Source organism: Bosea sp. 29B (genome assembly GCF_902506165.1).
GTDB lineage: Bacteria > Pseudomonadota > Alphaproteobacteria > Rhizobiales > Beijerinckiaceae > Allobosea.
The window spans coordinates 4,740,827-4,755,721 of the sequence record NZ_LR733817.1 but is presented as its reverse complement, the minus strand read 5'-3'; the positions used below and the strand labels follow the sequence as shown (position 1 = coordinate 4,755,721).

Genomic DNA, 14,895 nt, shown 5'->3' with positions numbered 1-14,895 from the left:
CGCGCCATGCCGACCGTCATTGCGCGCAACCACAGCAAGCTCTGGCCGGTGCTGGGTCTCTACGGCCTCGTCACGCTGGTCGCACTCTGGCTGATCGGGCCGTTCCTCTGGCTGTTCATCAGCAGCATCAGCGAGCAGCGCGACCTGCTTGCCCGGCCGATGCCGCTCTTCCCGCCGAATCCGAGCTTTGCCAACTACGCCAAGATCTTCGGGCTGGTCGAATTCCACGCCCAGCACCAGTCGGCGCAGATCCTGCCCTCGCTCGGCAACAGCGTCGTCGTCACGCTGATCGTCACCGCGCTCAACATCGTGCTCGGCAGCGGCGCCGGCTACGCCTATGCGCGCTTCCAGCATCCGGTGATGAAGATCACGCTCTACGCCATCCTGTTCACCCGGATGCTGCCGGTGGTCGTGCTGATGCCGGCGCTGTTCCTGATCATGCGCCAGCTCGGCCTGCAGAACACGCTGAGCGGGCTCGTGCTGGCCTATTGCTCCTTCACCTTCCCCTTCACGATCTGGATTCTGAAATCCTATTTCGAGACCATCCCGCGCGAGCTCGAGGAGAGCGCGCTGGTCGATGGCTGCTCACGCCTGCAGGCCTTCGTGAAGGTCATCCTGCCGATCTCGGGACCCGGCCTAGTCGCCGCCGGCGCCTTCACCTTCGTGCTGTGCTGGAACGAGTTCCTGGTGGCGCAGGTGCTGAATTCGAAACCGGGCACCACGACCTTGCCGCCGACCGTCGCCGGCATGCTCGGCCAGGCCAATATCGACTACTCGGTGATCGCCGCCTCGGGCTTCCTCTCGGCCATTCCGGCCGTGATCCTCGCCCTCGTCTTCCAACGGTACATGGTCCAGGGGCTCACCGCCGGGTCGGTGAAGGGCTGATCGTTCCCTGAGACCGCCTGTCGCTCGCAAGACGCGCCGACAGGCCTTTCAAAACCGCGCATCCGCGAAAGGACAGATCCGATGACGATCGTGCCAAGAAAGCCCGACATGCACCTCGCCTTCCTCGAAGGCGGCCCCAAGAAACTGCTGATCGACGGCCGCTGGGTCGAGGCCGCCTCCGGCAAGACCTTCGAGACGATCGACCCGTCCACCGGACAGGTGCTGGCCCGCGTCGCCGAAGGCGATCGCGAGGACATCGACGCCGCCGTCGCGGCGGCCCGGCGCGCCTTCGACGGCCCGTGGCGCAAGTTCAAGCCCTTTGATCGCCAGCAGATCATCCTCAAACTCGCCGATCTCGTCGACAAGCATTTCGACGAGCTCTCGCTGATCGACACGCTCGACATGGGTGCCCCGATCAGCCGCACCCGCGCCTCGCGCCGGCGCCTGCTCGGCCTGCTGCGCTATTATGCCGGCATGGCGACGGCGCTGCATGGCGAGACGGTCGACAACTCCATGCCCGGCGACTTCGTCACCTATACGCTGAAGGAGCCGGTCGGCGTCGTCGGCGCGATCACGCCGTGGAACGGCCCGCTGGTCTCCTGGATCTGGAAGATCGGCCCGGTCCTCGCCACCGGCTGCACCGCCGTGCTGAAGCCGGCCGAGGAATCGCCGCTCTCGGCCCTGCGTATGGGCGAGCTCCTGCTCGAAGCCGGCCTGCCCGATGGCGTCGTCAACATCGTCACCGGCTTCGGCGAGACCGCGGGCGCGGCGCTCGCAGGCCATCCCGATGTCGACAAGATCGCCTTCACCGGCTCCTTCGAGACCGGGCAGAAGATCGTCCAGGCCTCGGTCGGCAATCTCAAGCGCGTCACGCTCGAGCTCGGCGGCAAGTCGCCCGACATCGTCTTCGCCGACGTCGATCTCGACCTCGCCGTACCCGGCGCCGCCATGGGCTGCTTCGGCAATTCCGGCCAGGTCTGCAGCGCCGGCACGCGCCTCTTCGTCGAGGACAAGATCTATGACGAGTTCATGGAGCGCGTCGCCGCTTTCAGCCGGACGCTGAAGGTCGGCAACAGCCTCGACCCCGAGGTGCAGATCGGGCCGCTGGTCTCCGAACAACAGCTCAGCCGCGTCTCCAGCTATCTCGACATCGGCCAGCAGGAGGGAGCCAAGCTCCTTTCCGGCGGGCGCCGGCTGACCGAGGACGAGCTCGCCAACGGCTATTTCATCCCGCCGACCGTCTTCGCCGGCGTCCGCGACGAGATGCGGATTGCACAGGAAGAGATCTTCGGACCAGTGGTGTCGAGCCTGCCCTTCAGCGATCTGGAGGAGGTCGCGCGCCGGGCCAACAACACCATGTACGGGCTCGGCAGCGGCGTCTGGACCAATGATGTGCGCAAGGCGCACTATCTCGCCAAGGCGATCCGCGCCGGCTCGGTCTGGATCAACTGCTACCAGATGATGGATCCGGCGATGCCCTTCGGCGGCTACAAGCGCAGCGGCTATGGCCGCGAATCCGGCGTGCAGCAGTTCAACGACTATCTGAACGTGAAGTCGGTCTGGCTGCGGACCGCCTGATGACGAGCAAGCTGTTCTCGCCGATCACGCTCGCGGGGGTCACCTTCCCCAACCGCGTGGTCATCTCGCCGATGTGCCAGTACAGCGCGCCCGATGGCGCGGCCTCGGACTGGCACATGGCCCATCTCGGCCAGTTCGCCATGTCGCGCGCTGGTCTCCTCCTGCTGGAGGCGACGGCGGTGGAGCCGGCCGGGCGGATCTCGCCGCTCTGTCTTGCGCTCTATTCCGATGCGCAGGAGGGGGCGCTCGCCCGCGTGGTCGCGATGCTGCGCTATGCCGGCGGCGACATGCCGCTCGGCATCCAGCTCGGCCATGCCGGGCGCAAGGGCTCCTGTCACATGCCCTGGGATGGCGGCCATGGCCTGAAGCCCGAGGAAGGCGGCTGGCCGATCTGCGGCCCGAGCGCCCTGCCCTATGACGGCAAGCGCGCCGTGCCGGAAGCGCTCGACGAGACCGGCATGGAGCGCATCGCCGCGGCCTTCGTCGATGCGGCGAAACGGGCCGACCGCATCGGCTTCGATGTGGTCGAATACCACTGCGCCCATGGCTATCTCCTGCACTCCTTCCTGTCGGCGCAGAGCAACCGGCGGCAGGACGGCTATGGCGGCTCGCTCGAGAACCGCATGCGCTTCCCGCTCGCGGTGGCGCGGCGGCTGCGCGAGGCCTGGCCCGCCCGGAAGGCGCTGGGCGCCAGGCTCGATGCCGAGGATGCGACCGATGCAGCCTCCCTCGCCGAGACGATCGCCTATGCGCGCGAGCTCAAGGCGATCGGCTTCGACTATGTCTGCCTGTCGCGCGGCAGCCTTTCCGGCGCGCAGAAGATCATCTCCTGGCCGGGCTATCTGCTGCCGCTCGCCGCAGCTTTGCGCAAGGCGACCGGGCTCGTCACCCAGGCCGTCGGGCTGATCGTCGATCCGCGCATGGCGGAGGAAGCGGTCGCGTCGGGACAGGTCGACATGGTCGCGCTGGCACGCGGCTTCCTCGATGATCCGCGCTGGGTTTGGCACGCAGCCGAGACGCTCGGTGCCGAGCTCACCTATCCGCCGCAATACCGGGGTGCCGATCCCTCGCTCTGGAAGGGCGCGACCTTGCGCCCGCATGCCCATGCCGCCGGCTGATCCCGGCCGCCATCTCACATTCATCCTGTTGCGGAGACCGACATGATCCTTGAGGCCCTGATCTCGACCTGGCGGCTGAAATCGCACCGGCAGGAGCTGCCGGAGACCGGCGAGGTGCTCTATCCGCGGGGCGACAAGCCGCAGGGGCTGCTGACCTACACCAGCGACCGCCGCTTCTCGATCATCAACGCGCCTGAGGAACGGGCGCCGCCCAAGGGTCTCGGCCCGACCGACGAGGAGGCGCTCGGCCTGTTCAAGGGCCTGACCGCCTATGCCGGCCATTACTCGGTTTCCGGCGAGACCGTGACCCACCATGTCGAGGTCTCCTGGAACGAGGCCTGGTCCGGCACCGACCAGGTCCGCCGCTACAAGCTCGAAGGCGACATCCTGATCATCATCGCCGGCCCCTCGCACAGCCCCTGGGACGGCCGGCTGACGATCTCGACGCTGATCTGGGATCGCGTGCGCTGATCCCGCGCTGAGCAGCCTGACAACTCACTGAGCCACGCCCCGGCGGATCCGATGCTCCGCCAGGGCGATCGATCGCTGCTGCGCGTGTGCTGCGGCGCATGCATCGGCTTTTCGCAAAACGACAGGAGACGAACGATGACCTCCGCCAACCTTCGTCACAACCCCGATGCCGTCGCGCCGCCGACGCAGAACCTCTACGCCCATGGTGTCGAGGTCCCGAAGAACAGCCGCCAGCTTTATGTCGCCGGCCAGGTCGGCGTGCGCCGCGACGGCTCGCTACCAGCGACGCTGGAGGAACAGGTCGAGCAGTTGATGGCGAACTTCGAGGCGATCCTCGCCTCGGCCGGCATGGACTTCACCGATGTCGTGAAGATCACCGCCTTCTGCCTGAAGCCGGCCGACATCATCACCTACGCCAATATCCGCAACCGCTATTTCAAGGGCAATCCGCCGGCCACGACCGCAGTCGTCGTCGCCGGGCTCGCTCTGTCGGAGTGGCTGATCGAAGCCGATCTCACCGCCGCCAAGCGGGATTGATCTAATAGCCGATGGCGGGGCGACGAAGGGTTGCTCCGCCGTCAGGCGTGGACGGGCTCGCGCAAGGGGTAATGGCAAGCGACGAGGCGTTCGCCCCCGGCGAGCTCGGGCACAGCCTCGCGGCAGGCGGCGCTCGCGCGGACGCAGCGGGGGTGGAAAGCGCAGCCGGCCGGCGGCGCGAGCGGGCTCGGGAACTCGCCCTTGAGATGCAGCTCGGGCAGGCCGCGGCCCGGCTCTGGCGGCAGGATCGCCTGCATCAGCTCGCGCGTATAGGGATGGCGCGGCTCGGCGAAGACCGCCTCGGTCGGCCCGGCCTCGACGACCTTGCCGAGATACATCACCGCGACCCGGTCGGCGAGATGACCGACCACGGCAAGGTTGTGGCTGATCAGCACGATGGTCAGCCGGAAGCTGCGATGCAGGCGGGCGAGCAGGTTGAGGATCTGCGACTGCACGGAGACGTCGAGCGCCGAGGTTGGCTCGTCGCAGATCAGGATCTTGGGCTCGCCGATCAAAGCGCGGGCGATGGCGACGCGCTGGCGCTGCCCGCCCGAGAGCTGGCTCGGATAGGCGCCGGCGAGATAGCGCGCCAGACCGACGGCATCCATGATCTCGTGGACCGCCGCGAGGCGCGAGCGGCCATTGCCGACGCCCCGGACTTCGAGCGGAGCGGCGATCGCACCTCCCACCGTCGTGCGCGGATTGAGCGAGGAATACGGGTCCTGGAAGATCGGCTGGATCAGCTTGGCCCGCTCGACTCGGCCATAGGCTCCGATCGGCTTGCCGCCGACCGTGATGCTGCCCGAACTCGGCTCCTCGATGCCGAGCAGGAGCCGGGCGAGCGTGCTCTTGCCGCAGCCGGACTCGCCGACGATGGCGAGGATCTCGCCCTCCTCGACCGCGAGGTCGATGCCGCGCACGGCCTGCAGCACCCGCCCGCGGCGCAGGCCGGCGCTGACCTGATAGTGGCGCGTCGCGCCGGTGACTTCGAGCAGGCTCATCTTGCCCTCATGCAATGGCCGTCGCGGCGGCGAGCGGCTCGGCCGGCTGGCGCGGTGTCTCGATCGGCAGGAGGCAGCGCAATTGGCGCCCACCAGCGCCGCCACGCAGGGGAATCGGCGCCGCCCCACAGGCCTCGTGGCGGAATTCGCAGCGATCAAGGAAGCCGCAGGCGGTCAGCGGCGCGATCGGGCGCGGAACGAGGCCCGGGATATGCCCGAGCGACTGGCCGCGACGCGTCCGCCCCGGCACCGGGATCGAGCGCATCAGCCCGGCGGTGTAGGGATGGCGCGGGCTGCCGAGCACCTCGTCGGTGGTGCCGCTCTCGACGACTTCGCCGCCATACATCACCACCACCCGGTCGGCGAGGCCGGCGACGACGCCGATATCGTGCGTGACCAGGATCAGCCCGACGCCGGTCTCCTTCTGCACATCAGCGAGGAGCCGCAGGATCTGCGCCTGGATGGTGACGTCGAGCGCGGTCGTCGGCTCATCGGCGATGATCAGCTCGGGCTCGCAGAGCAAGGCTGTCGCGATCATCATGCGCTGGCGCAGCCCACCCGAGAGCTGGTGCGGGAACTGGTCGAGCCGATCTTCCGGCGCCGGCACGCCGACCCGCTTGAGCAGGGCGACGATCCGCGCGCGCGCCTCGCCCCGCGACACCCGGCGATGCTGGCGCAGGATCTCGGCCATCTGGTCGCCCATGCGATAGCAGGGATCGAAGGCCGTCATCGGGTCCTGGAAGATCATCGCGATGCGCTTGCCGCGGATCGCCTGCCAGCGCCGCCGGTCGAGCCCGAGCAGTGTCTCACCCTGGAAGGCCAGGCGCTCGGCGGAGAGCCGCGCGTTCTGCGGCTGCAGGCCCATCACCGCGAGCGAGGTCAGGCTCTTGCCGCAGCCGGATTCGCCAACGATGGCGACGGTCTCGCCGCGCTCGACGGTGAGGTCGACGCTGCGGATCGGGCGCAGCAGCCCATCATTGACAGGGATTTCCAGGCTGAGATTGCGGATTTCGAGCAAGGGTGCCACGGCTCAGGCCCTCCCCTCGGGCGAGAGGACGTCGCGCAACGCATCGCCGAGGATGTTGATCGCCAGGATCAGCAGGATCAGCGCCGTGCCGGGAATGGCGATCAGCCAGGGCCGGAACAGGAATTGGCTCTTCGCCTCGGAAATCATCAGCCCCCAGGAGGTCAGCGGCGGCTGGATGCCGAGCCCGAGGAAGGTCAGCGTCGCCTCCATCAGGATCGCGCGGGCGAGCTCCAGCGTGCCGACGACGATCAGCGCGCTGGTGATGTTCGGCAGGATCTCGCGCAGCAGGATGCGCGGCGTCGAGCTGCCGATGGCGCGCGCGGCGGTGACGAATTCTCGCCCGACCAGCTGCTGCGTCGCGGTCCGCGTCACGATCACCAACCGGTCCCAGAGCAGGCCGCCGATCACGAGCACCAGCAAGGGCAGCGATTGGCCGAGCACCGCGACGGCGACGAGCGCGACGAGCACGACCGGCAGCGTCAGGCGGACGGTCAGCAGGAAATTGACGAAGAGATCGACCCGCCCGCCCCAATAGCCGGCGGCAACGCCGAGCACCGTGCCGATCAGGCCAGAGATCAGCACGGTGGCGAAGCCGACGAAGAGCGAGATGCGGGCGCCATAGAGCAGCAGTGCGAGATAGTCGCGGCCGAGATGGTCGGTGCCGAGCGGATGCTGCCAGCTGCCGGCGCTGCTCCAGACCGGCGCCGCCAGCCGACGCGCGAGATCCTGCGTACCGGGGTCGTAGGGCGTCAGCAAAGGAGCGGCGATTGCGGCCAGCACGAAGACGCCGAGCACGACCCCGCCGAACCAGAAGCCGGGATGGTGGGCCATGCGCCTGAGCGCGATCTGGCCCGGCGTCAGCATCGGCTTTGCCGAAGGCGCTGCGGACACTGGCGCCGATGCGCCGTCGATGAGGCTGGTATCGGCCATCAGCTCGTCCGGATCCGGGGGTCGAGGGCGGCGTTCAGGAGATCGGCCGCGAGCGTCAGCACCGCATAGGTCGCCGCGATCACGAGCAGGATCGCCTGGATGACCTCAACGTCGTAGCGGCGGATCGAGAGCCAGGCGAGATTGCCGAGCCCGTTCATCGAGAACACCGCCTCGACCACGACCGAGCCGCCGAGCATGTAGCCGAACTGCACGGTCGCGACTGCCACCACCGGGATGATCGCATGGCGCAGGCCATGGCGTAGCACGACGCGCCAGGGGCTGAGGCCATAGGCGCGCGCAGTGCGGACATGGTCGGATTTCAGCACATCCATCATGCCGGAGCGGGTCAGCCGCATGATCGCCGGCGCCGCGTAATAACCAAGCGCAACCGCCGGCAGGATGTAGTGCTGCCATGTCGCCGTGCCTGAGACCGGCAGCCAGCGCAGCATGACGCCGAAGCCGTAGATCAGCGCCAGCGAGGACAGGAAGGACGGCATCGCCTGCCCGGCCACCGCCAGCACCAGCGCGATCCGGTCGATGATCGTGTTGGGCCAGAGCGCGGCGATGACGCCGAGCGGCACCGCGACCAGCAACGCGAAGGCGAGCGCCAGCACGCCGAGCGTCGCAGTGATCGGGATATGCCGCGCCAGGACCGGGCCGACATCTTCCTTGAGATAGGTGGAGCGGCCGAAATCGCCGCTGACGAAGCGGCCGACCCAGTTAAGATACTGCTCATGGAACGGCCGGTCATAGCCATAGGCTTTGCGGATCTCGGCGATCTGCTCGGGCGAGGCGCGTTCGCCCGCCATCGCCACCGCCGGATCTCCGGAGAGATGGACGAGCGAGAAGGAGATGATCGAGACAACGATCAGGACGAGGACGGTGACCAGCAACCGCTTCAGGACGAAGGAACCCATTCCGCACTCCGTGCGGCGAGGCGGCCGGCCGCAGCCGGTCGCCCAGCCTGATGCCAGCTACTTCCAGCGCGCCAGATAGAAATGGGCGAGCTCGTCCGGGGTCACCGGATAGTCGAGATCCTTGGTGTAAGCGTAGGCCCGGCCATAGGCGAAGAGCGGCACGCCATAGGCCTGGGCATTGATCCGCTCCAGGGCCTTGGCGTAGAGCGCGCGGCGCTGCGCCGGGTCCATGGTGCTGTCGGCCTTGTCGAGCAGGTCCTTGACCTCGGCATCGCGGGCATAGTCATCGGCACCGAACTTGAAATAGAGGCTAACCGAGGCGGAGGCGTCCTGCATGCCCTGCGAGCCCCAGGTCAGATGCGCGAGCTCGGCCTTGCCGCCGATGATCAACGGCCGCAGCGCGACATTCTGGATGAAGCGGAAATCGGGCTCGATGCCGACGGCGCGCAGGTAGGCGAGTACCGCCTCCGAATAGGATTTGTCGCGATAGGCATAGAAGGGAAGCTTGAGACCCTTGGCATAGCCGGCCTCGGCCAACAGCGCCTTGGCCTTGGCCGGATCATAGGCGTGCTGGGTGACGTCGGCGGTGCAGCCGACCTGCGTCGGATAGCACATCGACTTCAGCACCTCGGCCGAGTTGCCGACGAGCTTCGCGACCGCCTCCCGGTCGATGGCATGGAAGATCGCCTGGCGGACCCGAACATCCCTAAGCGGCGTGTCGCCCGAGCGCCCGGCGGCGTCGAACAGCAGGAAGGACATCCGCGTCGTCGGCGCGGTCTTGACGGTGACGCCCATGGCGGAGAGCTGCGACACGTTCTCGGGCGGCACACCCCAGATCCAGTCGACGGTGCCGGCGAGCAGCTCGGCGAGCTGTGCCTCATTGTCAGCGATGGTGCGGTAGACGATCTTGCCGATCTTCGGCTGCCCTTTCGGGCTCTCCTTGAAGTAATCGGGGTTCCTCACGAAGGTGGCGGACTGGCCGGCCTTGAAGTCCTTCATGATGTAGGGGCCGGTGCAGACCGGCCGGACCGCGCCCCAGTCGCGCCGGGTCTTGCCACCGGCAGCGCTGACGACTGGCGCCTTGTCGTAATGGCCGGACGGGTAGATCGCGGTGTTGCCTGAGAGGAATTCGAGCGCAGCCGGCGTCGGCGCCTTGGCGATGAAGCGGACCTTATAGGGATCGACGGCCTCGACCGACTTGATCCAGTCGATCGCGAGGCGGACATTGATGCCGCTATCGGCCGGCATCACATGGCGGAAGGTCGAGACGACGTCCTCGGCGTCGAGCTCGGTGCCGTCATGGAACTTGATGCCCTTGCGCAGCTCGACCTCAAGCGTGACATCGTCGACCCAGCGATAGGACGAGGCCAGAAGCGGCTTGTATTCGCCGCTGGCGGGATCGCGATGGAACAGGGAGTCGCAATTGAACATGGTCGCGATGACCACTTCACGCAGACCCTGATAATAGATGTCGAAGGTGTCGATCTCGGTCGACGTCGCCCAGGTCAGCGTGTCGTCGCCTTTCCCGGCTGTCGCCGGGGTCGTGAACGCTGCACAGGCCAGAACACTTCCGACGAACGCCGCCATCGAGCGTTTGAACATCGCGATTCTCCCTCGCGGCGCTCTGCATTCTTGTCGAGGCCTCAGCGGGCCGCAGGCGCCATTCCTAGGATTTTGCGCTTTCCGTTTAATATGTCAATTGAGATTGCTGTTGCAGCCAAATCAAATTCAAAAAATTGCCATATCAGCGACAATAGCGAGACGCAGACCCGCGACACCCCGAAACTAACCGTGTCTCGGGAGCCAGGATCGTCCCGACTCCCGAGGTGACCTTTTGACGCTCAGGCGCTGTGCTTGCCGATGAAACCCAACACCAGCTCGTTCCAGATCTCCGGGCGTTCCCAATAAGCGGAGTGGCCACAATCGGGGATGAGACTGAACTCGGCGCCCTGGATGCGGGAATGGACGAGGCGTGCCATCGAGGGCGGCGTGTAGAGATCGCCATCGCCGGTCACCACCAGCACCGGCATGCGCCAGGCCGCGATCGACGTCCAGGTGACGTTGTTCTCGTAGGCCTGGCTCTCCATCTTCCCCGTCTTCGCCTTGTGCTCCAGCTCGTTCCAGAGGCGGCGGCCCTCCTGATCGAGATGGCGATAGGACGGGCCGAGCTCCTTGAAGTCGTGCGGCAGGGCATCGAACTCCTTCGGCCAGATCAGCTTGTAGATTGCCCGGTAATCCTCATCGCGGATGCCGACGATCGTGTTGGAGAGCACGAGGCTGCGCAGTCGCTGCGGATGCGACACGGCGAAATCGGTCGCGACCATGCCGCCGGCCGCCGAACCGACGAGATGGAATTTCGTCAGCTTGAGATGGTCGACCAGCTTGAGCAGGTCGCCGGCCCCGGTGCCGGGCTTGGCGGGATCGCCGACGACCGAGCCGTGATAGCCGCGCCGGGAATAGCCGATGACGCGATAGCCCGCCTTGGCGAAGACCGGCGTCTGGTAGAGCCAGACCAGCCCGCTGCCCGTCCCCGCATGCAGGAAGATCACCGGGACGCCGGTGCCGCCCGTATCGAAATACCAGAGGCTGTGCCCGTCCCCGACCTCGACCAGACCCTCGGTCGCCTTGATCGGAGCCGGGAGCGGTACCGGCTTCACGCCCTGATCGGCGGGCGGAGCAGCGCTGGCGCCGCTCGCTTGTGAGAACGCGAAGGCAGCCAGGCCAAGGGCGGCGCCGGCTCGCAGAAGCCTTCGCCGATCAGGCTCGTGACCTTGCAAGGCGTCGGCAGAAGCAGCTTTGTCGTCAGAATTCATGACCACCCTCTTCTTGTTATGACAATCACGAAGGCAATCAACGCAGATTATTTACTCTCCATCCATGTCAATTTTCTCATCGAAAAACGATCAAAACTCAAACCAGGAAAGCAACTCTGCCATTTCAATACCGGCAGATCACGGGCTCAGGCCGCCTCCGCCGTGACGTCCGAGGCAAGGCCCAGCGCCGCCTCGTCGCGCACGTCGAGGCAAACCGCGGTGCCGTTGCCGAACACCGTCTCGGCGCCGGCGCTGACCTGGAGCACGCCCCCGGCCACCCGAACGCGATAGCGCATCATGTTGCCGAGGAAGCCGGAGACCTCGACCGTGCCGGTGAGCCGGCTCGCCCCCTCCGCTACCGGCTCCTGCGGCCTCCGCAGCATGAAAGCCTCGGGCCTGATCGAGACGGCGACCGGCTGGCCTACCGCAACGCCGACGCGCTGCAGCACGCAGCCGACCTCACCGGCAACGCCCAGGCTGACCCTGGCGATGCCGTGGCTGTCGGGCGGCGCGACGAGCATGCCGTCGAGCAGGTTGGTCGCGCCGACGAAGCCAGCGACGAAACGATTGGCCGGGCGGAAATAGACCTCGCGCGGATGATCGAGCTGGACAATCCGGCCGCGATCCATGACCGCGACGAGATCGGACATTTCCAGCGCCTCGGCCTGGTCATGCGTGACGTAGATGGTGGTGACGCCGACCTCTTGCTGCAGCCGCTTCAGCTCAGTGCGCATCTCCTCGCGCAAGGTCGCGTCGAGATTGGAGAGCGGCTCGTCGAGCAGCAGCAGCTTCGGCTGGCGCACGATGGCGCGGGCGAGCGCGACGCGCTGCTGCTGGCCGCCGGAGAGGCGCGTCGCCGAGCGGCTGCCATAGCCGTCGAGGCCGACCCGCTTCAGCGCATCATTGGTCATCCGCTCGATCTGCGAGCGGTCGAAGCCGTGGTCCTTCGAGACGCGCAAGGGGAAGGCGACGTTCTCGAACACGCTCATATGCGGCCAGATCGCATAGGACTGGAAGACCATGCCGATATTGCGCCGGTTGAGCGGCACGTTGACGCCGGCGGTATCGTCGAAGAGCGGCTGGGTGCCGACGCGGATCAGGCCGCGATCGGGCTGCTCCAGCCCGGCGATGCAGCGCAGGGTCGTGGTCTTGCCGCAGCCGCTCGGCCCGAGCAACGTGAAGAAGGTGCCGGGCTTGAGCGTGAAGGCGACATCGCGAACGCCGCCGGCCGGGCCGTCCTGCGTGTTGAAGAAAATCTTTTCGAGGCCCCGAACCTCGATCGCTGCGGTGGTGTCCGCCGTCATTGTCTGTCCTCCCGCGACACGCATTCACCTCAGCGAAAATGTGAGGGGCGCGTCGGTCAATTCCTGCAATCTGCCTTGCGTCATCCCCGGCGCCATCGCGCGCACCACGAAGCCGCCCTCGGTCAAGTCGATGACCGCGAGATCCGAGTAGATGCGGTTCACCGCCTTCGCCGCGGTCAGGGGATAGCGGCATTGCCGCACGAGCTTGGGCTCGCCCGCCTTGGTGACATGGGTGGTCATCACCCAGACATTGCGGGCGCCGGCGGCGAGGTCCATGGCCCCGCCGACCGCCGGCGTGCGATCACTGCCGGAGGTCGACCAGTTGGCGAGGTCGCCGGTCTCGGCGATCTCGAAGGCGCCGAGGACGCAAAGGTCGATATGGCCGCCGCGGATCATCGCGAAGCTGTCGGCATGGTGAAAGAGCGCAGCGCCCGCCACCAAGGTGACGTTCTCCTTGCCGGCATTGACCAGCCAGGGATCGGCCTCGTTCGGGCCGGGCACCGGCCCCATGCCGAGAATGCCGTTCTCCGAATGCAGCACGACCTCGCGCCCGGCGGGGATGTGGTCGGCAACCAGGGTCGGCAGGCCGATGCCGAGATTGACGTACCAGCCCTCGGCGATGTCGTTCGCGACGAGACCAGCCATCTCCTTGCGGCTGAACGGGGTGTGATCCAGCGCGGCAGTCATCGGGCGCCCTCCTTGCTGGCTGATGTCGTCGCCAAGGGCGGATCGCCGCCTGCGACCGTCAGCACGCGGTTCACGAAGATGCCGGGGGTGACAATGATGTTGGGATCGAGTTCGCCGAGCGGGGCGATGCTGGCGACCTGGACAATGGTGAGCCTGCCCGCCATCGCCATGATCGGATTGAAGTTCCGGCCGCTGCCCTTGTAGGTCAGGTTGCCCCAGCGATCGGCGGTATAGGCCTGGATCAGCGCGACATCGGCGCCAAGCGCGTATTCGAGGACATGATCGCGCCCGCCGATGTTGCGGGTCTCCTTGCCCTCGGCGAGGCGCGTGCCCGCGCCGGTCGGGGTGTAGAAGGCGCCGACCCCGGCGCCGGCTGCCCTGATCCGCTCGGCCAGCGTGCCCTGCGGCACAACCTCGAGCTCGATCTCGCCCTTCTCATAGCGCGCATCGAAGGCGGTCGAGCCGCGCGGGAAGCTACAGATCAACTTAGACACCGCGCCGCTGCCGATCAGCTTGCCGAGCCCGGTCTGCGGTTCGAAGCCGGCATTATTGGCGATCACCGTCAGATTGCGCACGCCGCTCAGCGCCAGCGCGTCGATCAGTGCATTGGGCTGGCCGACCGCGCCGAAGCCGCCCACGAGGACGGAGGCGCCGTCGCCTATATCAGCCAGCGCCGCGGCCATATCGGGAACCTGCTTGTCGATCATAGGCCTCTCGTTTCCAGTCTCAGCGCCCGGTGAAGACGGGCGGGCGTTTCTCGGCGAAGGCGCGCCGGCCTTCAGCCCTGTCCTGCGTATCGCGCAGCATGCCCCAGACCAGCCGCTCCAACCGCAGCGCCTCGGGCAATGGCAGTTCGCCGCCGCTGCGGACGAGGCGCTTGACCGCCCGGACCGAGAGCGGCGCATTCGCCGCGATCCTGGCGGCAAGCGCTTGCGCTTCCGCCAGCAGATCCGGCGCAGGAACAATCCGGCTGATCAGCCCAAGGCGCAGCGCCTCCGGTGCGTCGATCATGTCGCCCGAGAGCAGCATCAGCATCGCATCGCTCTGCCCGATGCTGCGCGGCAGACGCTGCGTGCCGCCGGCTCCCGGGATCGTGCCGACCTTGACCTCCGGCAGGCCGAAGCGCGCCTGCGGCGCCGCCAGCCTGATGTCGCAAGCCAAGGCGAACTCCAGCCCACCCCCGAGAGCCAAGCCATTGATCGCGGCGATCAACGGCTTCTCGCAATCGAGCGCCGCGGCGAAGCTGCTATCGCCGCCGCCGGCGAAAGCCTGCGCCGCATAGGGGCCGGAGACCTCGGCGGTCTTCTTGAGATCGGCGCCAGCGCTGAAAGCCCGCTCGCCCGCTCCGGTCAGGACCACGGCCCGGATGCCGTCATCGCGTGCGATATGCTCGAAGCAGGTGACGAGCGCCGCTCCCGTCTCCGGGTCGATCGCGTTCAGCGCCGGCTGCCGGTCGAGCACGATGGTGGCGACATGACCGGCCTGGCTGAACTGTAGCGATGGGGTGTCGGGGACCATCCAGACTCTCCGCCGGATCAAACGCTGACTGCAGTCGAGGTAGGACCGGCGCCATCACCGGTCAAACGAGTTAACCGCGCAGTCGAATGAGCTTTCCTCAATCGAAAGC

The 14,895-nt window shown here is 67.1% G+C and carries 15 protein-coding genes; 5 read left to right on the top strand and 10 right to left on the bottom strand.

Annotated features, from left to right (window positions below; all coding sequences use genetic code 11):
* Nucleotides 1-6 precede the first annotated feature (6 nt).
* From GV161_RS23090 to GV161_RS23070, 5 genes are all read left to right on the top strand, one after another.
* On the top strand, nucleotides 7-885 hold the full coding sequence (locus GV161_RS23090) for a carbohydrate ABC transporter permease (protein WP_152013289.1): 879 nt from the start codon (nucleotides 7-9) through the stop codon (nucleotides 883-885).
* A gap of 81 nt (nucleotides 886-966) precedes the next feature.
* A complete protein-coding gene (locus GV161_RS23085) occupies nucleotides 967-2,463 on the top strand; it encodes an aldehyde dehydrogenase family protein (protein ID WP_152013290.1) in 1,497 nt (498 codons plus the stop codon).
* On the top strand, nucleotides 2,463-3,581 hold the full coding sequence (locus tag GV161_RS23080) for an NADH:flavin oxidoreductase/NADH oxidase (protein WP_152013291.1): 1,119 nt from the start codon (nucleotides 2,463-2,465) through the stop codon (nucleotides 3,579-3,581). Before GV161_RS23085 ends, GV161_RS23080 begins: the two co-directional genes overlap by 1 nt.
* 42 nt (nucleotides 3,582-3,623) lie before the next feature.
* Complete coding sequence (locus GV161_RS23075) at nucleotides 3,624-4,052, top strand: lipocalin-like domain-containing protein (protein WP_152013292.1); 429 nt, start codon at nucleotides 3,624-3,626, stop codon at nucleotides 4,050-4,052.
* Nucleotides 4,053-4,187: 135 nt separating this feature from the next.
* Complete coding sequence (locus GV161_RS23070; RefSeq protein WP_159650373.1) at nucleotides 4,188-4,589, top strand: RidA family protein; 402 nt, start codon at nucleotides 4,188-4,190, stop codon at nucleotides 4,587-4,589.
* 41 nt (nucleotides 4,590-4,630) lie between these two features.
* Here the strand turns inward: GV161_RS23070 and GV161_RS23065 are convergent, their stop codons facing one another.
* The 10 genes from GV161_RS23065 to GV161_RS23020 all read right to left on the bottom strand — a co-directional run bounded on the left by GV161_RS23065 (nucleotide 4,631) and on the right by GV161_RS23020 (nucleotide 14,786).
* Nucleotides 4,631-5,590 (bottom strand): oligopeptide/dipeptide ABC transporter ATP-binding protein, encoded by a 960-nt coding sequence (locus tag GV161_RS23065; RefSeq protein WP_152013294.1) that lies wholly within the window; start codon nucleotides 5,588-5,590, stop codon nucleotides 4,631-4,633.
* A gap of 7 nt (nucleotides 5,591-5,597) precedes the next feature.
* Complete coding sequence (locus tag GV161_RS23060; RefSeq protein ID WP_152013295.1) at nucleotides 5,598-6,617, bottom strand: ABC transporter ATP-binding protein; 1,020 nt, start codon at nucleotides 6,615-6,617, stop codon at nucleotides 5,598-5,600.
* A 3-nt stretch (nucleotides 6,618-6,620) separates the two neighbouring features.
* On the bottom strand, nucleotides 6,621-7,547 hold the full coding sequence (locus GV161_RS23055) for an ABC transporter permease (protein ID WP_152013296.1): 927 nt from the start codon (nucleotides 7,545-7,547) through the stop codon (nucleotides 6,621-6,623).
* Nucleotides 7,547-8,464 carry an ABC transporter permease gene (locus GV161_RS23050; RefSeq protein WP_152013297.1) on the bottom strand — a complete coding sequence of 306 codons (918 nt, stop codon included), beginning with the start codon at nucleotides 8,462-8,464 and terminating at the stop codon, nucleotides 7,547-7,549. The genes GV161_RS23055 and GV161_RS23050 overlap by 1 nt, the downstream gene beginning before the upstream one ends.
* Nucleotides 8,465-8,521: 57 nt before the next feature.
* On the bottom strand, nucleotides 8,522-10,066 hold the full coding sequence (locus tag GV161_RS23045) for an ABC transporter substrate-binding protein (protein WP_152013298.1): 1,545 nt from the start codon (nucleotides 10,064-10,066) through the stop codon (nucleotides 8,522-8,524).
* Between the two features lie 239 nt (nucleotides 10,067-10,305).
* Nucleotides 10,306-11,121, bottom strand: a complete 816-nt coding sequence (locus tag GV161_RS23040) for an alpha/beta hydrolase (RefSeq protein WP_159650372.1) — start codon at nucleotides 11,119-11,121, stop codon at nucleotides 10,306-10,308.
* A 302-nt stretch (nucleotides 11,122-11,423) separates the two neighbouring features.
* On the bottom strand, nucleotides 11,424-12,581 hold the full coding sequence (locus tag GV161_RS23035; protein WP_152013300.1) for an ABC transporter ATP-binding protein: 1,158 nt from the start codon (nucleotides 12,579-12,581) through the stop codon (nucleotides 11,424-11,426).
* A 24-nt stretch (nucleotides 12,582-12,605) separates the two neighbouring features.
* On the bottom strand, nucleotides 12,606-13,268 hold the full coding sequence (locus GV161_RS23030; protein ID WP_193219510.1) for a 3-oxoacid CoA-transferase subunit B: 663 nt from the start codon (nucleotides 13,266-13,268) through the stop codon (nucleotides 12,606-12,608).
* On the bottom strand, nucleotides 13,265-13,975 hold the full coding sequence (locus GV161_RS23025) for a 3-oxoacid CoA-transferase subunit A (protein WP_152013301.1): 711 nt from the start codon (nucleotides 13,973-13,975) through the stop codon (nucleotides 13,265-13,267). The genes GV161_RS23030 and GV161_RS23025 overlap by 4 nt, the downstream gene beginning before the upstream one ends.
* Before the next feature lie 19 nt (nucleotides 13,976-13,994).
* Nucleotides 13,995-14,786 (bottom strand): enoyl-CoA hydratase/isomerase family protein, encoded by a 792-nt coding sequence (locus GV161_RS23020; RefSeq protein WP_152013302.1) that lies wholly within the window; start codon nucleotides 14,784-14,786, stop codon nucleotides 13,995-13,997.
* Nucleotides 14,787-14,895: the final 109 nt, after the last annotated feature.